This window comes from Bradyrhizobium sp. CSA112, from assembly GCF_029051645.1.
Lineage (GTDB): Bacteria > Pseudomonadota > Alphaproteobacteria > Rhizobiales > Xanthobacteraceae > Bradyrhizobium.
The window spans coordinates 301878-321104 of record NZ_JAACFS010000001.1; the positions used below are offsets into that span (position 1 = coordinate 301878).

The window sequence follows — 19227 nt, forward strand, 5'->3', positions numbered from 1 at the left end:
TGAGTGCTGCGAGCCGGGGCCATTCTACTTTGCATGGGGTTGTTTTCGCGATTTTGTGTCTGGGCCCTGCGGTGTACCGCCGAAGGGTGTCTGCACTGCGTCCGGGACACGAGATCGATCACATCTAGGCCGCCGCCAGTTCCCGCTTCGCGAACTCGCTGGTCTCGAGACGCGCGACGAGCGCCGCCAGCTCCTCGGTCTCGGCCGGCGTCAGGTCCGTCAGCGGCGAACGGACATGGCCGCTGTCGCGCCCGATCACCTTCATGCCGGCCTTGATCATCGAGACGGCATAGCCGCGTTTGCGATTGCGGATCGCGATCAGGGGAAGGATGAAGTCGCGCAGCCCTGCCTGTACCGTCTCGCGGTCGCGGCGGCGCACGGCCGCGTAAAACTTGGTCGCGAACTGCGGAACGAAGTTGAATACTGCAGAGGAATAGGTGGTTACGCCCATTTCCAGATAGGGCAGTGCAAAGGTCTCGGCCGTCGGCAGTCCGCCGATATAGGTCAGCCGGTCGCCCATGCGCAGATGGATACGCGTCATCAGCTCGATGTCGCCGATGCCGTCCTTGTAGCCGACGAGATTGGGACAGCGCTGGCACAGTCTCTCGAGCGTATCCTCGTTCAGGATCGCATTATCGCGGTTGTAGACGATGACGCCGAGCTTTGTGGCGTTGCACACCGCCTCGATATGGGCCGCCAGCCCCTCCTGTTCCGAGAAGACCAGATAGGGCGGCAGCAGCAGCACCCCATCGGCCCCGGCGCTTTCGACCGCAATGGCAAGCTGGGTCGCCATCGTCGTGCCGTGGCCGATCCCGGCGAGGACCGGCACGCGTCCCTTGGTCTGGCTCACGGCCGTTGCCACCACCTTCGCGACCTCGGCGGGACTGAGTGAGAAGAATTCGCCGGTGCCGCCGGCAGCGAAGAGGCCCGCCACCTCATAGCCGCACAGCCAGTCGAGATTGGAGCGGTAGCGGATCTCGTCGAACACGTTGTCGGGCCGAAACGGCGTGACTGGAAACGACAGCAGGCCATTGCCGATCCGGCTGGCCATCTCTTTGGGGGTCATCCTGCTCATGCTCTGATCCTTCAGCGGCTTACGCCGAAGGATTAATGCAAGATGGCTACAGACGGAGACCAATCACTGTATCGATCGATCCATTGATTGGATCGAGCCGGCCTGAGCGGCCAGGTTTCGCGCGACGCCGGCAATGACGGGAAGGAGCGGATTGTCATTGTCGCCGCGCCGGACAAAGAACAACTCGGCCGGCCGCTGCCACTGCATCAGGACGGGACGCAGCACCACGCCGCTGAAATGGAGATTCAGCGCTGCCTCGGGGACCAGGGCGACCCCGACGCCGGAATGCACCATGGCAAGGATCGAATGGATCTGGGCGAGATGCTGCACATGGTTCGGCACCAGATTTGCGCGTGAAAACAGCTCGACCAGGAGATCGTGGAAATAGCGCGCTTCGTAGGGCTCATACATGATGAAGGGCTCACCTGTGAGATCCTCCAGACGCAATTGGGGAGCCTGCACCAGCGGGTGCTTGCTCGGTAGCGCCGCGATCAGCGGCTCTGCCGTCACGCGGAAGGCATCAAGATTGCCGCGCGGGATTGGAGGGCGGAGCAGGCCGATATCGATCTCGCCGGAATCGAGCCGTTTGAGCTGGTCGCTGGAGACCATTTCCTTCAGCGAGATCTCGACATCGGGCAGTTCGCGCCGGCAGGCCGCTACCAGCGCCGGCACGTAGCTATAGGCGGATGTCGCAGTGAAGCCGATATTGATCGAACCGGCCTTGCCGTTCGCCATCCGCCGGGCCAGTACGGCCGCGCTTTCCGCCAGCTTGAGGAGATGCCGCGCGTCGGTCAGAAATCGCTGCCCCGCGGGCGTCAGTCTGACGGCCCGGTTGCTGCGCTCCAGCAGCGTCACATCGAGGACACGTTCGAGAATCTGGATCTGGCGGCTCAGCGGCGGCTGGGTCATGTTCAGCCGCAGCGCCGCGCGCCCGAAATGCAGCTCTTCTGCAACTGCAACGAAGCAGCGCAACTGGCTCAACTCAAACATGAAACCCGTATTTTCAACTTGAGACGAGGGGCCGGTGACCGGCCGGATGTCCGACTTCTACCGGCAGATGCGCGGCCGATCCATCCAAAAAAGGTATCGATCTATCCGCAGACTAGTTCATGTGCGACCCTGCCCATGACCTATCATTTCTCTCAACGCGGCCTCGAAGGCCTGCAGCCTGCCGGCGAAACGGCGGGAACGCGCTGAAGTGCGCTTTGAAACGGAGGAAGACCGATGTCTATGCCATCTCTCGCCCGGGCGATCGCGGCCGCAGTGCTTTCGGTGTTTGCCCTGGCGCCAAGCGGGGCCGGGGCCCAGAATTTCGAGCGGCCCGTGCGGCTGATCGTGCCTTTCGCCCCCGGTGGCACCTCGGACATTCTCGCCCGCCTGATCAGCCCAAAGCTATCCGCCGCTATCGGGCAGTCGGTCGTGGTCGAGAACAAGCCCGGCGCAGCGGGCAATCTCGGGGCCGACGCCGTCGCCAAGGCGCAGCCTGACGGCCACACCCTGTTGCTGATGGATGTCGGTTCGCTTGCCACCGCACCCAGCCTGTTTTCCGATCTCACGTTCGACGTTCAGAAGGACCTTGCGCCCATTTCCATGGTGATGTTCGGCCCCTACGTCCTGGCCGTCCACGAATCGGTTCCGGCGAAGTCAACGAAGGAGCTGATCGAATACGCCAAGGCCAATCCGAACAAGCTCACCGTCGCCAATTCCGGCGTCGGTGGCGCCAATCACATCACGGCCGTGCTGATGGCAAAGGAACTCGGAATTCAGTGGAAGAATATTCCTTACAAGGGCGGGGCAGCGGCCTCGCGCGCCGTCGTATCCGGGGAGAGCGGCGTGATCATCAACGGCGCCACCGCGACATTGCCGTTCGTGCTGAACAAGCAACTCGTCGGACTTGCCGTTACCGGCGAGCAGCGGGTTGCGTCGGCTCCCGATCTGCCGACCTTCAAGGAGGCGGGCCTGCCCGGCGGCGATGCGGGGACCTGGCAAGGCATCCTGACCACCGGCGGAACGCCGCCGGCCATGGTCGCGCGATTGAATGCCGAAATCCGCAAGATCCTGGAGATGCCCGAAATTCAGCAGAAGATCGCCGAGCAGGGCGGCGTCGTGAAGGCCCAATCGCCGGAGGAGTTCCGCAACTGGCTTAAGGATGCGACGGCACGTTGGGGCACGATCATCCGCGAGGCCGGCATCAAGGGCAGCTGAGGGCGGGACGATGACGCGTTCCCGGATCGACCTGCAGGATCTGCTGTTCGGCCTGTTTCTGGTGGCGGTGGCGGCGGGTACGCTCGTCGCCACGCGCAACCTGGTGATCGGCCACGCGGCCGATATGGGGCCGGGCTACATGCCCCGCGTCGTCGCGCTCGCACTTATGGGCTTCGGTCTCTTCTTCAGCGGGCGCGGGCTCTGGCGCATGCGCGTCGGCATCGCGCCCGTTCAGTTGCGGCCGCTGCTTGCGATTCTGGCTTCTGTCGGTGTTTTCGCACTGACGGCCGAGCGGCTAGGCCTTGCAATCGCCTCCGTCGTCGCCGTGATCCTTGCGAGCTTCGCCACGCGGGAAGGGCGGCTGGTCGAGACCGTGGCGTTTGCCGTCGTGCTTTCAGGCGCCGCGGCGCTGCTGTTCGTCAAGTTGCTGGGCTTGCCGATCCCGATCTGGCCGCGCTAGGGCGGCGGGCTTCGCAGGCAGACGCATATGGAACTCTTCAACAATCTGCTGATGGGTCTTTCGACGGCCCTCGAACTCAACAATCTGATGTTCTGCCTGATCGGCGTGGTCATCGGCACCGCGATCGGCGTGCTTCCCGGCATTGGCCCGATTCCGACGGTGGCGCTGCTGCTGCCTTTCACCTTCGGCCTGTCGCCCGCCAGCGCGATGATCATGCTGGCCGGCATCTTCTACGGCGCGCAATATGGCGGCTCGACCACTGCCATCCTGGTCAATGTGCCGGGCGAGACGTCGTCGGTCGTCACCTGTATCGATGGTCACGAGATGGCCAAGCAGGGCAAGGCCGGAACCGCGCTCGCCATCGCCGCCATCGCCTCGTTCTTTGCCGGCACGGTGGCGACGATCGTGATCGCGCTCCTCAGCGTGCCGTTGTCGATGCTGGCGCTCAAATTCACTGCGGTCGAATATTTTAGCCTCCTTGTGCTCGGCCTGATTGCAGCCGTTGTCCTCGCGCACGGCTCGGTCGCCAAGTCGCTGGCGATGGTGCTGCTGGGACTGCTGCTCGGTCTCGTCGGCATTGATGTCAGCTCGGGTGTTGCGCGGATGACCTTCGGCATCCCCGCTTTGTCGGATGGTCTTGATTTCGTGCCGATCGCGATGGGCCTGTTCGGGCTCGGCGAAATCATCGCCAATCTGGAGAGACCTGCAGAGCGCCGCGTCGTCAGCCAGTCGATCCGCAGCTTGATCCCAAGCGGGAAGGACCTGCGGGCGGCCTTTCCAGCGATGGTGCGTGGCACGACGCTGGGCTCTGTACTCGGCGTGCTGCCCGGCGGCGGCGCCGCGCTGCCGCCGTTCTCCTCCTACGCGCTGGAGAAGAAGCTGGCGCGCGATCCCTCGCGCTTCGGCAAGGGCGCCATCGAGGGCGTCGCCGGTCCGGAGGCTGCCAACAATGCCGGCGCCCAGACCAGCTTCATTCCGCTCTTGACGCTCGGCATTCCCGCCAACGCGCTGATGGCGCTGATGATCGGCGCGCTGATGATGCAGGGCATCCAGCCCGGTCCGCAGATCATGACCGAGCAACCCAAGCTCGTCTGGGGCGTCATCGCCAGCATGTGGGTCGGTAATTTGATGCTGCTGGTGATCAACCTCCCGTTGATCGGCCTCTGGGTTTCGATGCTGAAAATTCCCTATCGGCTGCTGTTTCCTGCGATCGTTTTGTTCTGCTGCATCGGCACCTATGGCATCGCCAACAGCCTGTTCAACGTATGGTTGATGATGGGTTGTGCCTTGATCGGTTATTTCTTCATCAAGGTCGGCGTTGAGCCGGCGCCGCTTCTGCTCGGTCTCGTGCTCGGTCCGCAGCTTGAGGAAAACTTCCGGCGCGCGATGCTGCTCGCGGACGGCGATTTCACCGTCTTTCTGTCGCGGCCGATCAGCGCGGTCATCCTCGGCGTTGTCGCCATTCTGTTGCTGGCGCTGTTGTCGCCGGAAATACTGAAAACGCGGAAAGAAGCGCTGGCGGAATGAGGGCCGGCGTCAGCCGCGCAATGGCCAGCGGCCGATGACCCGAAACCGCGAGTTCGGATTTTCCTGATGGCACAGGGCGATCGCGTCGATCGCGAGCGGCCCGATGCCGGTCGCTGAAAACCTGCTGCGCAGCATTGCCACAACCTGCTCGCGCCGCTCTGCGGGAAGCCGTCCTGTCAGCGTCATGTGGAAGCGAAATTCTTCAAAGACGTAAGGGTAGCCCCATCGGTCGAGATAATCGCGCTGCCGCGGCGTCAGCGCCGCCGGATTTCGCCGCGCACGATCTTCCGGGCCAAGGGGGGCACGAAATGAATCGAACGCCTTGGTGGCGTCGGCGGCGAGCAGTTCGAGCTCTTCCGACGGCTCGGCCGGAATCACCGCGATGAAACCGCTGATCGAATCGACGACCGGTTGGATCACCGGCACAGGCCGGACCAGATCGGCGAACAATTCGCATGCCGCGGCGAGCTGCGCCTCGGCCTTGCCGTCGGCCAGCGCCATCGGCGCCTTCAGCGTGGCGTGAAAGCCGTAGTTGCGGGGATCATGCGTCAGGTCGCGCCAGTCCGGGACCGTCTGCATGACGCCGTCCGGGAAGGGCAGTTCGTCACCGCCATAGGCGTCGTAACCGAGCAGCGACGCGCCGAACCGGTCGAGCGCGCTGCCTTGCGCTGAGGTGTAATAGATTGCGTAACGGGGGTAATTTGCCATCGCGCCAGAATAGGGCTGCCTCACGCGGCTGCAACTGCCTTGCGGGGAGCGACGAACGAACGGACGAGACGGTGTGCCTCCGTCAGATGGACCAGACGTCCCGCGGCAATGACAGCGACGATTCGCGGCCGCGACGACACCGTGTCATCGACGAGGATGATGTCGGCGCGCTGTCCCGCAGCGAGCAGGCCACGATCGGCGAGGCCGGCCGCGCGCGCCGGCGCCGATGAGATCAATTGCCACGCTGCTGCCAGCGGCAGCACATCGTCTGCCGCAAGCCGGAAGGCCGCCAGCAGCGGCGCCGGATAATAATAGTCCGATGCCAGCACCGAGCACAGGCCCTTGGCGATCATGTCGGACGCCTTGGTCCAGCCGGTGTGGCTGCCGCCGCGCACGACATTGGGCGCGCCGAACACGATGAAGTCGCCAGCTTCGGCAGCCTCGCGGGCGGTTTCCTCGTTGACGGGAAATTCGGCGATGGCAACGCCCTGCGCACGAAAGGCCTGCCGCATCGCCGGGCTTTCGTCGTCGTGCGAGAGCATCCGGATGTTCGCCGTACGCGCGGCCTCTGCCAGCCGGGCGATCGAAGCCGGCACGTCGTGGCTGCGGGAGACCACGCTTTGCACCAGGCGATCGAACGCCTCATTGGTGAGGCCGGTGCGCTCGACCATTCGGCTGCGCTTCTGCGGGTTGGCGAGGCTGGCGACGGTCGAGTCCATGTGGTCGTTGAATGCGAACAGGTCGACGCGGCCTTCCGCCAGCCAGTCGATGATTTCGCTTTCTGCATCGAGATTGTAGGTCTCGTGGCGCAAATGGAAGCGGGTGTCGGCGGCGAGCTGCGGCCGCATCTGCTCGATCGCCTCCAGCAATTTCCGCGCATTGTCTGCGCTGCGCAGGCCAGGCTCCCAGGACCAGGTTGTGGCGTGACAGACGGTCGTGATCCCGTTGCTGATCGCCTGCCGGTCGCTGTCGATCAGCGCTACGTCGATCGGAAAATCAACCCCGGGGCGCGGCATCATCTGTCGCTCGAAGGCATCGCCATGCAGATCGACAATGCCCGGCAGCACCAGCAGTCCGTCGGCGTCGATGCTGGGCGAGCTATGGCTGTTGTCCGTACCCACGGCAACGATCTCGCGGCCGGCAATCCGCAACGTGGTTTCGAGGATCTCGTGGCCGAGCAGGGCCCGGCCACCTTCAATGAACAGTTCGGTCACGATGCAGCACTCTGGTTGAAACTGGAACGGCTCGATGCGGTAGCTTCGTACTTCTCGAGAAAGCCCTCGACATCGAGCTTGCGGAAATCGGGCAGGGCGCGGCGAAGCATTTCGTGGTCCCAGTCCCACCATGCGAGCTCTGCAAGCCGGCCGGCAATGGATTCCGGAAACCGTCGCTTGATCGGCCGAGCCGGATTACCCGCAACGATTGTGTAGGCGGGCACATCCCTGGTCACGATGGCGCCGGCAGCGACCACCGCGCCGGTGCCGATCGAACGGCCGGGCAGAATGACTGCGCCATGACCGATCCAGACGTCATGGCCGATATGGATGTGATGTTCGCGCCGCCATGCAAAGAATTCGGCATCGTCGCTCTCGCCAGGAAAATAACTGCTGGCGCGGTAGGTGAAATGCGCCTGCGAAGCCCTATGTATCGGATGATTGCCAGGGTTGATCCGCGTCATTGCCGCGATCGAACAGAATTTTCCGATCGTGGTGTAGGTGATCTGCGAGTCGTTCACGACGTAAGAATAATCCGCCATCGTAACCTCAAGCAGTATGGTCCGGGCGCCGACTTCGGTGTAGGCGCCAAGCTGGCAGTCTCGTACCGACGCGGTTGGGTCCATGGCCGGTTCAGTGGAAAGCATTTTGCCGGCCATCGGTAGGGGTCCATCCGCAATCGAGGAAGATCATGGGCGTGCGCTCGTCTTCGATGCGCCTGATGACAGGATCATGACGGATACGTGACGCGAGCCATCGCTGTGGACGAACGCCGCACCGCAGCACCCGTGTCACACAACTGTAAGATCGAGCCGCTAGCGATGCTCTACGACCGGAACTCTGGAGCAGTGCATGCTGGTGGTAGATGGTTTGACGTGTCGATTCGGCACCAAGGCCGCAGTAGATAACGCGTCATTCTCGATTCAGCCCGGCAGTTTCGTCGGTGTGATCGGCCGTTCCGGCGCCGGCAAGTCGACATTGCTTCGGATGATCAACCGTCTCGCCGAACCTTCCGAGGGGCGCATCCTGTTCGAAGGCGTCGACGTGACTGCGCTGCGCGGCAAGGATTTGCGCCAGTGGCGTGCGCGCTCGGCGATGATCTTCCAGCAGTTCAATCTGGTCGGCCGGCTCGACGTCCTGACCAACGTGTTGATGGGAAGGCTGGCCGAAATTCCGTCCTGGCGCTCGCTGACGCAGCTCTGGCCCGAAGAGGACAGGGCGCTGGCGATGTCGGCGCTGGAGCAGTTCGATATGGCCGCGATCGCGGCCCAGCGCGCCGATCAGCTTTCCGGCGGCCAGCAGCAGCGCGTCGCGATCGCGCGCGCGCTGGTGCAGGAGCCCGACATCATTTTGGCCGACGAGCCGATCGCCTCGCTCGATCCCCGCAACACGCGCATCGTGATGGATGCGCTGCTGCGCATCAACAAGCATTTCGGGATCACCGTGATCTGCAACTTGCATTCGCTCGACCTGGCGCGGAACTACTGTGACCGTCTGATCGGCATGGCGGCCGGGCGCGTGGTGTTCGATGGCGCACCGGAGACACTGACCGATCGGATCGCGCGCGAACTCTACGATCTCGAAGCCAACGACGTTATGGGCACCGCACCCGCGCAGGTGCCCGGCGGCGCCGCAGTGCCTGAACTCGGCACGGCTGCCGCAGCCTGAGTTTCACTTCGGTACAGGGTCGCCGTTGCAAGCCCGCAATCGGCGAAGAGGCGTAACCACAACAAGAGGCTCACCATGATCACTCGTCGTATCGTTCTGGCCGGCGCGGTCGCGCTGGCGTTTACCGCTTCCGCATCAGCGCAGGATTGGAAGAGCAAATATCCGGAACTGACTTTTGCGGTGGTGCCGGCCGAAAACGCCTCGGGCGTGACCGAGCGTTGGACGCCGTTCGTCGCCCATCTATCCAAGGAACTCGGCGTGAAGGTCACGCTGCGCATTGCCAATGACTACGCCGCCGTGATCGAAGGCCAGCGCGCCGGCAACATCCATATCGCCAGCTACGGCTCGGCATCGTTTGCCCGCGCTCGCCTGACCGGCGTCAAGACCGACGCCTTCGCTAACGACATCAACGCCGACGGCTCGACCGGTTATTATTCGGTGTTCTTCGTCAAGGCGTCGAGCCCCTACAAGAACATCGATCAACTGAAGGGCAAGAACCTTGGCCTGGTCGATCCGAACTCGACCTCGGGCAACAACGTACCGCGCTTCGAGCTCGACAAGCTCGGCATCTCCGACGCCGATGGCCATTTCGGCAAGGTGGTCTTCACCGGCAGCCACGAGAACGCCATGCTGGCGCTGGCGCAGGGCACCGTCGAGGTTGCGGCCAATGAATGGACCAACGAGGACGATTCCAGGCTCGCCCAGATGCTGCGCAAGGGCATGCTGAAGAATGCCGACGGATCGCCGATGAAGAAGGACGACTTCCGGATCATCCACAAATCGGCCCCGATCATCAACGGACCCTACGCCTATAATTCGGACCTTCCGGCCGATCTGAAGGCCGCAATTGCCAAGGCGTTCACCGAAGCGCCGGCCAAAGACAAGGCTGCGTTCGACCGTCTGTCCGACGGTCAGAAGAAGGGCTTTAACCCGGCCACGACCAAGGATTGGGACGCCACAATCGAATTGATCAAGTTCGTCGATGCGTTGCGTAAAAAGAAGGCGTCCTGATCAATATACCGAGACGAGTCTGGCCGGGTCCAAGCGACCCGGCCTTTTTCTGTCTAACACCCGTCCTGTTTAACACCCCTTCTGTTTAAGCACCTGGACACAGTGATCCCGATGGCAAATGCCATATCCATCCTTCCAGACCAGCAACTTGCGGTACTCAACGATACCTATCGCAAGGCGGTCGCGCGCAAGCGCTTGAAGGCGAGTTTGGCAGCGGTAGTATTCTTCGCCGCGTTGATTATCGCAGCTATCGGCGCGGAAGTGAATCTGCGCACGCTCTTCACCTATTTCGGCAACTTCGTCAGCTATTTCGACCGCATCCTTACCCTGGAAGACGGCACGCGGGTATGGACCAATTTCGGTGAATGGTTCTGGGGCTGGCAGAAGTGGCTCAAGATGCTCGGCGAGACCATTCTCATCAGCTATGTCGGCACCCTGATCGGCGCGGTCCTTGCCTTTGTGCTGAATTTCTTCGCCGCGCAAAACACTTCGCCCGCGCCATGGCTACGGTTCGTCATCCGGCGTCTCCTCGAATTCGCGCGCACCGTTCCCGGTATCGTCTTTGCGCTGATTTTCGTCATCGCTTTCGGCCTCGGGCCGATGGCGGGCGTACTGGCAATCGCCGTGCATTCCGCGGGCGCGCTAGGAAAGTTGTTCTCCGAGATCGTCGAGAACGCCGACATGAAACCGCTCGAGGGTGTGCGCTCGACCGGCGCAAGCTGGCTCTCTTGCATGCGCTTTGCGGTGTTGCCGCAGGTCACGGCCGGCTATGCCAGCTACGCGCTGCTGCGCTTTGAGATCAATGTTCGCGAGGCCTCGGTGATGGGTTTTGTTGGCGCCGGCGGCATCGGGCAGGAGCTCGTCGTCGCGATCCGCAAGTTCTATTACTCCGACGTCAGCGCGATCCTCGTCACCATCATCGTCACCGTCTTCGCCATCGATATCACGACCGGCTGGTTGCGTGGAAAACTGTTCGGCAAGGAGGCTCGCGCATGAGCCAGTTGCCGAAACCGGATACAGACGCGCTCCGGAGCAAATACCCTGACGTCTTCGACCGGCCCGCATCGGCGCGCCTCGCCATGCCGGCGATGATTTTGGCTGTGTTCGCGATCTTCGTGTTCGGGTTAGTTGATCTCGGTTTTTCGCCGGCCAAACTGATGTCGGGCCTGAGCCAGCTCGGCTGGATCACGGTGATGATGATTCCACCTGATCCCGGCTCATCGCTGCCCGCTTATCTCGCAGCCCTCGGCGAGACGCTATCGATCGCAGTGCTCGGCACCACCATCGCTGCGATTCTGGCGCTGCCCGTCAGCCTGCTGGCGGCGCGCAACATCATTCCTTCGCAGCTTCTTCGTTTTCCAGTGCGTCGCTTCCTCGATTCCATCCGTGGCGTCGACACGCTGATCTGGGCGCTGGTGTGGATCAACGTCGTCGGCCTCGGGCCGTTCGCCGGCGTGCTGGCGATTGCGGTGGCAGATTTCGGTGCATTCGGCAAATTGTTTTCCGAGGCCATCGAAGCTGCCGACGGGAAGCAGGTCGAGGGCATCAGGGCTTCCGGCGGCAACGCGCTGCATGAGATACGCTTTGGCCTGATGCCGCAGGTGCTGCCGGTTATCGCGGGGCAGGTGCTCTATTTCATCGAATCGAATACCCGCTCGGCCACCATCATCGGCATCGTCGGTGCCGGCGGCATCGGCCTGCAGCTTGCCGAACAAATCCGGGTGCTGGAGTGGCAGAAAGTCTCGTTCCTGATCCTGATGATTTTGGTCGCGGTCGCTGCGATCGACTGGATCTCGGGCAAGCTGCGCTTTGCCATCATCGGACAGCGGGCGGTCGCTTGATGATTGCGTAGCGATTATCGGACCCTCATGGTGAGGAGGCGCCAACGGGTCCGCGCGTAGCGCGGCCCGATGACAGGCTCCGCGCCGTCTCCGGACGATGCTTCGCATCGCCGGGAGAACCGTGTGACCCGGCCGGTGCCATTCATCCTTCGAGATGCGCGAAGACGCGCTCCTCAGGATGAGGTCTAGCAGATGGTGGGCACGCTTCCGCCTTCGCTCGTTGAGCTACGGCGGACAAGTCGCTTTGCCCTACAAACCATCAACTATTCTCCACCAAAAACTCGACGCGTTCCGCGGCAAAGCGCGAGCGTTTGGTTGTCAGCGGCTTGCCGTCGGTATCGACATCGGTGCTGTCGACCACGAGCACGGGACGTCCGAGCGCGAGGTCCAGCCGCGCGGCGTCGGTCGCATCCACGATACCGGCAGTGATCCGGGTCGAGGCACGGCGAAAATCCCGGATGCCGTAATGCGCGACCAGCTTGGTCATCGAGCGCACATTGGCAAAGACGCGCCCCGCGTCGGGGAAGCGCTCTGCCGAGAGCCAAGTGGTGCTGACGCAGATCGGCGCGCGGTCCGCAAGCCGCACCGATTCGATCCGGATCAGGGGCGCGCCGGTCTTTAGCCCGAGTTCTCGCGCCACCTCGCGCGTGGCGGCTTCCTCGGTTGCGTCGATGAACTGGCCGCGCGGCTCCCGGCCGCCGGCCCCGACGATTTCGGAAAACCGCGTGCGTGAGCGCAGGGGATAGGCGAGGCGCCGGGTCTCGACATAGGTGCCGCTGCCGCGCTCGGCGCGCACCAGGCCGCGTTCGGCGAGCGTGGCGAGCGCCCGGCGCACCGTGTGGCGGTTGACCCGATAGCTCTCGGCGATCTCGATCTCGCCCGGCAGCTTTTCGCCGGCAGCAAAGCGGCCGTCGGCAATGCCGCGCTCGATGCCGTCGGCGACTTGCCGCCACAACGCGACGCCAGAGGGCGTGTCCTGGACGCTCATGGAACAAAACGGGGCATCGGGAAAAATCACCTCATTGTCACTAAACAGTCATGGCGCTTCGTTATCAAGTTGTCTAGTATCATAGACAACTTGATTCCGGCAAGGTCGATGTGATGGCGGGTAACGAAAGTCTGGCGGGCGAAAGCGGCGGGCAGGCGCGGCGCAAGGCGGTGATGGCGGTGCTGGCTCATTCCGCAACGGCCGATATCGCCGGGCTGCTCGGCACGGTCGCGTTGCCGGTGCACGAAAACCTGCGCGCGCCCGAGAACGGGCTCGTCATGGTGCGCGGCCGCGTCGGCGGCGACGGCGCGCCGTTCAATCTCGGCGAGGCGACGGTGTCGCGTGCCGCGGTGCGGCTGTCGACCGGCGAGGTCGGCTTCGGCTACACGCTCGGCCGCGACCGCGAGAAGGCGAAGCTGATCGCGCTGTGCGATGCCATGGTGCAGTCGGACGAATTCGCCGCCGCAGTTGAGGCCGAGGTGATCGCGCCGCTGCGTGAGGCGATGATCAAGGAGCGCAGCCGCAAGGCTGCTGAGGCCGCGGCGACGCGGGTTGACTTCTACACATTGGTGCGTGGTGAGGGCTGACATGACGACTGTTGCCGAATTGCCCGCGGGTTTCGCCGACAAGGTGTTGTCGGCGCAATCGACTTTCCGCTCTGTCATGGATGCGATGGCGCGACCGGGCAGTGTTCAGCGCATTGTATCCGCGGCAGGGATGCCGTCCGCAATGATGCGTGGCACAGCTGCAATCGCGTTGACCCTGTTCGACCATGATACGCCGGTCTGGCTGGATGGGGGGATGTCGGCGACGCCGGAAGTCGCCAAATGGCTCAAGTTCCACACCAGCGCGCCAGTCGTCTCGGATTCGTCGATCGCCAGTTTTGCGCTGGCGGGCGATCCCGAAAACCTTCCGTCGCTCGATCGCTTCGCGTTCGGCAGCAATGAATATCCGGACCGTTCGACGACGCTGATCCTGCAGGTCGAAAGCCTGACGGATGGCCCCCTTGTCGAGTTGCAGGGCCCCGGCATCAACGGCACGGCGGCGCTGCGCGCCTCGATCCAGCCGCAGGACCTGTTCGAGCGGCTTGCCATCAATGCCGCGCTGTTCCCGCGCGGCATCGATGTCGTGCTGGTCCATGATGACGCCATCGTTGCAATACCGCGCACGACGCGCCTGGCGAGGGGAGGCTGACCATGTATGTTGCCGTCAAGGGAGGCGAGCGCGCCATCGAGAACGCCCACCGTCTGCTGGCGCATGAGCGGCGCGGCGACCGCGACATTCCAGAATTGTCGCTGGCTCAGATATCCGAGCAGCTTTCGCTCGGCGTCGACCGCGTCATGACCGAGGGCTCGCTGTACGACCGCGAACTTGCGGCGCTGGCCATCAAGCAGGCGCGCGGCGACCTGATCGAGGCCATCTTCCTGGTGCGCGCGTTCCGCGCTACGCTGCCACGCTTTGGTGCGACCGAACCGGTCGATACCGGCGCGATGCAGGTGCGTCGCCGGATTTCCTCGACGTTCAAGGATATTCCAGGCGGCCAGATCCTTGGCCCCACTTTCGATTACACCCATCGCCTGCTGGATCCGCAACTTGCTGATGGGGCAGCGCCCGATGCGCCCGCGACCGGTGAGGCGTCCACAGGCGCGACTCCGCGTGTGACCGACATTCTCGGCCGCGACGGCCTGATCGAGCCGTCGCCGCCGGCGGAAGCGGATGTTCCGGTCGGCGATTTGACGCGCGAACCGTTGAGTTTTCCGGCTGATCGTGACTTGCGCCTGCAAAACCTGGCGCGCGCCGATGAGGGCTTTCTACTAGCGCTCGGCTATTCGTCGCAGCGCGGCTATGGCCGCAACCATCCCTTTGCCGGCGAAATCCGCTTCGGCGAGGTGGAGGTTGAGTTCATGGCCGAAGATGCCGGCTTCGCCGTTCCGCTGGGTTCGGTCGCGTTGACCGAATGCCAGATGGTCAACCAGTTCAAGGGTTCGGCGACGCAAGCGCCGTGTTTTACGCGCGGCTATGGTCTGGCGTTCGGGCAAAGCGAGCGCAAGACCATGTCGATGGCGCTGGTCGACCGCACCCTGCGCGCCCGCGAACTCGGCGAGGAAGTGATCGCGCCGGCGCAGGACGAGGAATTCGTAATGTCGCACTCGGACAATGTGCAGGCGACCGGCTTCGTCGAGCATCTCAAGCTGCCGCATTACGTCGATTTCCAATCCGAGCTCGGCCTGCTGCGCAAACTGCGCAAGGAATTTGCCGAGGCGAACGAGGTGCCGCCAATGCAGGAGGCCGCGGAATGAACGCGCCGGCTTACAATTTCGCCTATCTCGACGAACAGACCAAACGGATGATCCGCCGCGCGATCCTGAAGGCGATCGCGATTCCCGGTTACCAGGTGCCGTTCGCCAGCCGTGAAATGCCGATGCCTTATGGCTGGGGAACCGGCGGCGTTCAGGTGACGGCGGCGATCCTCGGGCCCGATGATGTGCTGAAGGTGATCGACCAGGGCTCGGACGATACCACCAACGCGATCTCGATCCGGAAATTCTTCGGCAAGACGGCCGGCGTCGCGACCACCACGTTTACGACGGATGCCACCGTGATCCAGACTCGGCACCGGATTCCCGAGGCGCCGCTGCATGCAGGACAGGTGTTGGTCTATCAGGTGCCGATCCCCGAGCCGTTGCGGTTCCTGGAGCCGCGCGAGACCGAGACGCGGCGCATGCATGCGCTAGGCGAATACGGCCTGATGCACGTCAAGCTGTACGAGGATATTGCGCGCTTCGGCCATATCGCGACCTCCTATGCCTACCCGGTGAAGGTGAATGCGCGCTATGTAATGGACCCATCGCCGACGCCGAAGTTCGACAATCCGAAGATGGACAATTGCCCGGCGCTGCAACTGTTCGGCGCAGGGCGCGAAAAGCGCATCTACGCGATCCCGCCGCACACCGACGTGGTATCGCTCGACTTCGAGGATCACCCGTTCACGCGCTACCGGTTCGACGCGCCCTGCGCGCTGTGCGGCGCTGCCGATAGCTACCTGGACGAAATCGTCACCGATGACAAAGGCGGGCGGATGTTCGTCTGTTCGGATACCGACTATTGCGAGCAGCGTCAGCAGGCCGGCCATCGCGGCAGCGAGAGCGCCGCGCCGCACAAGGAGAGGGCACATGTCTGAGCCCCTCGTGCAGGACGACCAGCCGCTTCTGGTCGCCGATCACCTCGGCAAGAATTACGGCCGGTTGACCGCCTGCCGTGACGTATCCTTTGCGCTCTACCCTGGCGAGGTGCTGGCAATCGTCGGCGAGTCCGGATCAGGAAAGTCCACGCTGCTGCAATTGTTGTCGGCGCAGCTCGCGCCGACTGGTGGGTGCGTATCATACCGCATGCGGGACGGCGTGTTGCGCGACCTCGCAAGTCTTGGCGAAGCCGAGCGGCGCTTTCTGTTCCGCACCGACTGGGGCTATGTGCACCAGGATCCCGCGCAGGGCCTGCGGATGGCGGTCTCGGCCGGCGCCAATGTCGGCGAACGGCTGATGGCGGTGGGTTGGAATCACTACGGCCGCATCCGCGATACCGCCTCGTCCTGGCTGGAACGCGTCGAGATCGATACCGCCCGCATCGACGATGCGCCACGGGCCTATTCCGGCGGCATGCGGCAGCGGCTGCAGATTGCGCGCAATCTGGTCACCGAGCCGCGCCTGGCATTCATGGACGAGCCGACCGGCGGGCTCGATGTATCGGTGCAGGCGCGGCTGCTCGATCTGATGCGCAATCTCGTCAGCGAGCTCGGCCTTGCCGCCATCGTCGTCACCCATGACCTTGCGGTGGCGCGGCTATTGTCGCATCGCGTGATGGTGATGAAGGGCGGCCGCGTCATCGAAACCGGGCTGACCGACCAGGTGCTCGACGACCCCCGCGAGCCCTACACCCAATTGCTCGTTTCCTCGATCCTGCCGGCATGAGCGCGCCAATGACTGCGATGATCGACATCACCAACGCCGAAAAGACCTTCACCATGCATCTGCAGGGCGGCGTCGAGCTGCCGGTGGTGCGCGGCGTCTCGTTTCAGGTCGAGCCGGGGGAATGCGTGGTGCTGTCGGGCCCTTCAGGTGCCGGCAAATCCTCGATCCTGAAAATGATCTTTGGCAATTACCGCTGCGATGGCGGCCGGATCGGCATCCGGCACCGAGGCGCGGTGATCGATCTTGCCACGGCCGAACCGCGGCAGGTGCTCAGCGTGCGCCGCTCGACCATCGGATATGTCAGCCAGTTCCTGCGTGCGGTGCCGCGGGTCGCCACCATCGACGTGGTGGCAGAGCCCCTGATCGCGAACGGATCGGCACGCGCGGAAGCCCGCGAGCAGGCAGGCGCGCTGCTGCGCCGTCTCAACATTCCCGAGCGGCTGTGGGCGCTGCCGCCGTCGACGTTCTCCGGCGGCGAACAGCAGCGGGTCAACATTGCGCGCGGGTTCATTTCCGATCTGCCCATTTTGCTGCTGGACGAACCAACCGCCTCGCTCGATGCGGCTAATCGCGCGGTTGTCGTTGAGCTGATCGGGCAGAAGAAGCGAGAGGGGGTCGCGATGGTGGCGATTGTCCATGACGACGAAATACGCCATCTGATCGCCGACCGCATCGTCGACGTGACGTCATTTGCCGCCGCGGCCTGAAGGAAGAGAGTGAGATGACAAGGCAAGAAACTGTCCTCGGTAACGCCCGCATCGTGCTGGCCGATCGCGTGATCGAACGCGGCTGGGTCAATTTCGCCGACGGCCGCATCGCCGAGTTCGGCGAGGGAAGCGCGCCCGCAGGCAGCGAAGACGCCGGCGGCGATCTTATCATGCCCGGCCTGATCGAGCTGCATACCGACCACCTCGAAATGCACTATGTGCCGCGCCCGAAAGTATTCTGGGATCCGATCGCGGCGGTGGTCTCCTATGACGGGCAGTTGGCCACTTCAGGCATCACCACCGTGCTGGATTCGCTGCGGGTCTGGCGCGAGGACGGCGCCGAGGAAGTGGACGGCAGGGCAGGCGTGCTCGCGGAAGCGATCACATCCGCGCGCGAGGCGAAGCTGCTCCGTGCCGATCACTTTCTGCATCTGCGCTGTGAAATCCCGATGCCAAGCGTGGTCGAGGAAGCCAAGGAGCTGATCGACCGGCCGGACGTGCGGCTGATGTCGCTGATGGACCACACGCCGGGGCAGCGCCAGTTCCGCGACGAGGTCAAGTTGCGCGACTATTACCGCGGAAAAGGTGGCGGCAAGACCGACGCCGAACTCGATGCCCTGTTCGAGAAGCGCTTCCACTATCAGAAGGCGTATGCCGCGAGCAACATGCGCGAAATCGTAGCCCTTGCGCATCAATATGAGATTCCGCTCGCCAGCCACGACGACACGACCGAGGAAAATGTCGCCGACGCGATACAGGATCGCGTTTCGGTGGCGGAATTCCCGACCACGATGGAAGCCGCGCGCGGGCTGCACCGGGCGGGCATCGACATTTTGATGGGCGCGCCGAACGTGGTCCGAGGTGGCTCGCACTCCGGCAACATCGCCGCCATCGATCTCGCCCGGGAAGGACTCTTGGATATCCTGTCGTCCGACTATATCCCCTCGAGCCTGTTGATGGCCGCACTGCAATTGCCGCAGCAGGTTCCTGCGATCGATCTGGCCTCCGCCATTCGCACCGTCACCAAGACGCCGGCCGAAGCCGTGGGCCTGGCCGACCGTGGTGAGATCGCAGCCGGCAAGCGCGCCGATCTGATCCGGGTGCATGTCGCCCGGGGTATTCCGGTGGTGCGCAGCGTCTGGCGGGAAGGGTGGCGGGTCGCATGACGGAGACGCTGACAACCACTACAGCAGATCAAATCGCTGCAATCGGGCCGGGCCGCTTGGTGCTCGTGGTCGGCCCGAGCGGTGCGGGCAAGGATACGCTGCTCGGCCTTGCAAAGGCGGCCTGTGCTGACGATGGCAACGTTGTATTTCCCCGCCGCGTGATTACGCGTGAAGCGTCGGCATCGGAGGAAAACGAAGAGGTCAGCATCGGCACGTTTCAGGAGGCAGTGACGCGTGGCGAATATGCCATGCATTGGGAAGCCCACGGCCACCGCTACGCACTGTCGCGCGCGATCGACGACGAAATCCGCGCCGGGCGAACCATCGTCGCCAACGTATCGCGTACGGTCATTGGCGCAATGCGCCGCGCCTATGCGGACGTGGTGGTGATTTCCATCACGGCGCCGCCGAACGTGCTCGCGGAGCGGATTGCGATGCGCGCACGAAGCAGCGACGGCATAGTCGAAAACCGCCTGCGCCGCACGGTGGAGGATGCCTCGACTGCACCCGACGTTACCATCGTCAACATCAGCAGCGCCGAATACCATGCCCGCCAGCTCGTCCGCGTGATCAAGGGCGAGAGATGGGACGAGTAGGCCGGTTCTGATTGAATCAGAACCGGCCTCCAGTTTTTATTTTTACGCGTTTTCTTAATGCGAACCGGTGTCCACTTCGCTCGAAAACGCTAC

The 19227-nt window shown here is 63.5% G+C and carries 21 protein-coding genes; 15 read left to right on the forward strand and 6 right to left on the reverse strand.

Features of this window, described 5'->3' with window-relative positions; all coding sequences use genetic code 11:
* Positions 1–124 precede the first annotated feature (124 nt).
* Positions 125–1075 (reverse strand): 5-dehydro-4-deoxyglucarate dehydratase, encoded by a 951-nt coding sequence (gene kdgD, locus GWE18_RS01590; RefSeq protein ID WP_275184053.1) that lies wholly within the window; start codon positions 1073–1075, stop codon positions 125–127.
* A gap of 63 nt (positions 1076–1138) precedes the next feature.
* Positions 1139–2065 (reverse strand): LysR family transcriptional regulator, encoded by a 927-nt coding sequence (locus GWE18_RS01595; RefSeq protein WP_275184054.1) that lies wholly within the window; start codon positions 2063–2065, stop codon positions 1139–1141.
* A 234-nt stretch (positions 2066–2299) separates the two neighbouring features.
* On the opposite strand from GWE18_RS01595, the gene GWE18_RS01600 reads away from it, so the two are divergent.
* The 3 genes from GWE18_RS01600 to GWE18_RS01610 are packed head-to-tail and all read left to right on the forward strand — an operon-like array spanning position 2300 to position 5267.
* Positions 2300–3280 carry a tripartite tricarboxylate transporter substrate binding protein gene (locus GWE18_RS01600; protein WP_057902055.1) on the forward strand — a complete coding sequence of 327 codons (981 nt, stop codon included), beginning with the start codon at positions 2300–2302 and terminating at the stop codon, positions 3278–3280.
* 10 nt (positions 3281–3290) lie between these two features.
* Positions 3291–3740: a tripartite tricarboxylate transporter TctB family protein gene (locus GWE18_RS01605; protein WP_275184055.1), complete on the forward strand. Its 450-nt coding sequence runs from the start codon at positions 3291–3293 to the stop codon at positions 3738–3740.
* 27 nt (positions 3741–3767) lie between these two features.
* Entirely contained in the window at positions 3768–5267 is a 1500-nt protein-coding gene (locus GWE18_RS01610) for a tripartite tricarboxylate transporter permease (RefSeq protein ID WP_275184056.1), read from the forward strand.
* Positions 5268–5276: 9 nt separating this feature from the next.
* On the opposite strand, the gene GWE18_RS01615 is transcribed toward GWE18_RS01610, so the two are convergent.
* The 3 genes from GWE18_RS01615 to GWE18_RS01625 are packed head-to-tail and all read right to left on the reverse strand — an operon-like array spanning position 5277 to position 7848.
* On the reverse strand, positions 5277–5975 hold the full coding sequence (locus GWE18_RS01615) for a DUF1045 domain-containing protein (protein WP_275184057.1): 699 nt from the start codon (positions 5973–5975) through the stop codon (positions 5277–5279).
* A 20-nt stretch (positions 5976–5995) separates the two neighbouring features.
* On the reverse strand, positions 5996–7189 hold the full coding sequence (locus tag GWE18_RS01620; protein ID WP_275184058.1) for an alpha-D-ribose 1-methylphosphonate 5-triphosphate diphosphatase: 1194 nt from the start codon (positions 7187–7189) through the stop codon (positions 5996–5998).
* On the reverse strand, positions 7186–7848 hold the full coding sequence (locus GWE18_RS01625; protein WP_275184059.1) for a DapH/DapD/GlmU-related protein: 663 nt from the start codon (positions 7846–7848) through the stop codon (positions 7186–7188). Before GWE18_RS01625 ends, GWE18_RS01620 begins: the two co-directional genes overlap by 4 nt.
* Positions 7849–8041: 193 nt before the next feature.
* On the opposite strand from GWE18_RS01625, the gene phnC reads away from it, so the two are divergent.
* The 4 genes from phnC (at position 8042) to phnE (GWE18_RS01645) (ending at position 11709) form a co-directional block, all read left to right on the forward strand.
* Positions 8042–8857 carry a phosphonate ABC transporter ATP-binding protein gene (phnC, locus tag GWE18_RS01630; protein WP_275184060.1) on the forward strand — a complete coding sequence of 272 codons (816 nt, stop codon included), beginning with the start codon at positions 8042–8044 and terminating at the stop codon, positions 8855–8857.
* A gap of 75 nt (positions 8858–8932) precedes the next feature.
* Positions 8933–9868, forward strand: a complete 936-nt coding sequence (gene phnD, locus GWE18_RS01635; RefSeq protein ID WP_275184061.1) for a phosphonate ABC transporter substrate-binding protein — start codon at positions 8933–8935, stop codon at positions 9866–9868.
* A gap of 111 nt (positions 9869–9979) precedes the next feature.
* Positions 9980–10864: a phosphonate ABC transporter, permease protein PhnE gene (gene phnE / locus GWE18_RS01640; protein WP_275184062.1), complete on the forward strand. Its 885-nt coding sequence runs from the start codon at positions 9980–9982 to the stop codon at positions 10862–10864.
* Positions 10861–11709 (forward strand): phosphonate ABC transporter, permease protein PhnE, encoded by an 849-nt coding sequence (phnE, locus tag GWE18_RS01645; protein ID WP_275184063.1) that lies wholly within the window; start codon positions 10861–10863, stop codon positions 11707–11709. Before phnE (GWE18_RS01640) ends, phnE (GWE18_RS01645) begins: the two co-directional genes overlap by 4 nt.
* Positions 11710–11968: 259 nt before the next feature.
* Here the strand turns inward: phnE (GWE18_RS01645) and phnF are convergent, their stop codons facing one another.
* On the reverse strand, positions 11969–12697 hold the full coding sequence (phnF, locus tag GWE18_RS01650; protein WP_275184064.1) for a phosphonate metabolism transcriptional regulator PhnF: 729 nt from the start codon (positions 12695–12697) through the stop codon (positions 11969–11971).
* A gap of 113 nt (positions 12698–12810) precedes the next feature.
* Between phnF and phnG the strand changes: the two genes are divergently transcribed.
* The 8 genes from phnG to phnN are packed head-to-tail and all read left to right on the forward strand — an operon-like array spanning position 12811 to position 19134.
* Positions 12811–13284 carry a phosphonate C-P lyase system protein PhnG gene (gene phnG, locus GWE18_RS01655; RefSeq protein WP_275184065.1) on the forward strand — a complete coding sequence of 158 codons (474 nt, stop codon included), beginning with the start codon at positions 12811–12813 and terminating at the stop codon, positions 13282–13284.
* 1 nt (position 13285) lies between these two features.
* Positions 13286–13891 (forward strand): phosphonate C-P lyase system protein PhnH, encoded by a 606-nt coding sequence (phnH, locus tag GWE18_RS01660; RefSeq protein WP_275184066.1) that lies wholly within the window; start codon positions 13286–13288, stop codon positions 13889–13891.
* A gap of 2 nt (positions 13892–13893) precedes the next feature.
* Positions 13894–14997: a carbon-phosphorus lyase complex subunit PhnI gene (locus tag GWE18_RS01665; RefSeq protein WP_275184067.1), complete on the forward strand. Its 1104-nt coding sequence runs from the start codon at positions 13894–13896 to the stop codon at positions 14995–14997.
* Complete coding sequence (locus tag GWE18_RS01670) at positions 14994–15878, forward strand: alpha-D-ribose 1-methylphosphonate 5-phosphate C-P-lyase PhnJ (RefSeq protein ID WP_275184068.1); 885 nt, start codon at positions 14994–14996, stop codon at positions 15876–15878. The genes GWE18_RS01665 and GWE18_RS01670 overlap by 4 nt, the downstream gene beginning before the upstream one ends.
* Positions 15871–16665 carry a phosphonate C-P lyase system protein PhnK gene (gene phnK / locus GWE18_RS01675; protein ID WP_275184069.1) on the forward strand — a complete coding sequence of 265 codons (795 nt, stop codon included), beginning with the start codon at positions 15871–15873 and terminating at the stop codon, positions 16663–16665. Before GWE18_RS01670 ends, phnK begins: the two co-directional genes overlap by 8 nt.
* 8 nt (positions 16666–16673) lie before the next feature.
* The gene (phnL, locus tag GWE18_RS01680; RefSeq protein WP_275184070.1) at positions 16674–17372 is read left to right on the forward strand and encodes a phosphonate C-P lyase system protein PhnL; all 699 of its coding nucleotides are present in this window, start codon (positions 16674–16676) and stop codon (positions 17370–17372) included.
* 14 nt (positions 17373–17386) lie between these two features.
* A complete protein-coding gene (locus tag GWE18_RS01685) occupies positions 17387–18538 on the forward strand; it encodes an alpha-D-ribose 1-methylphosphonate 5-triphosphate diphosphatase (RefSeq protein ID WP_275184071.1) in 1152 nt (383 codons plus the stop codon).
* Complete coding sequence (gene phnN / locus GWE18_RS01690) at positions 18535–19134, forward strand: phosphonate metabolism protein/1,5-bisphosphokinase (PRPP-forming) PhnN (protein ID WP_275184072.1); 600 nt, start codon at positions 18535–18537, stop codon at positions 19132–19134. Before GWE18_RS01685 ends, phnN begins: the two co-directional genes overlap by 4 nt.
* Positions 19135–19227: the final 93 nt, after the last annotated feature.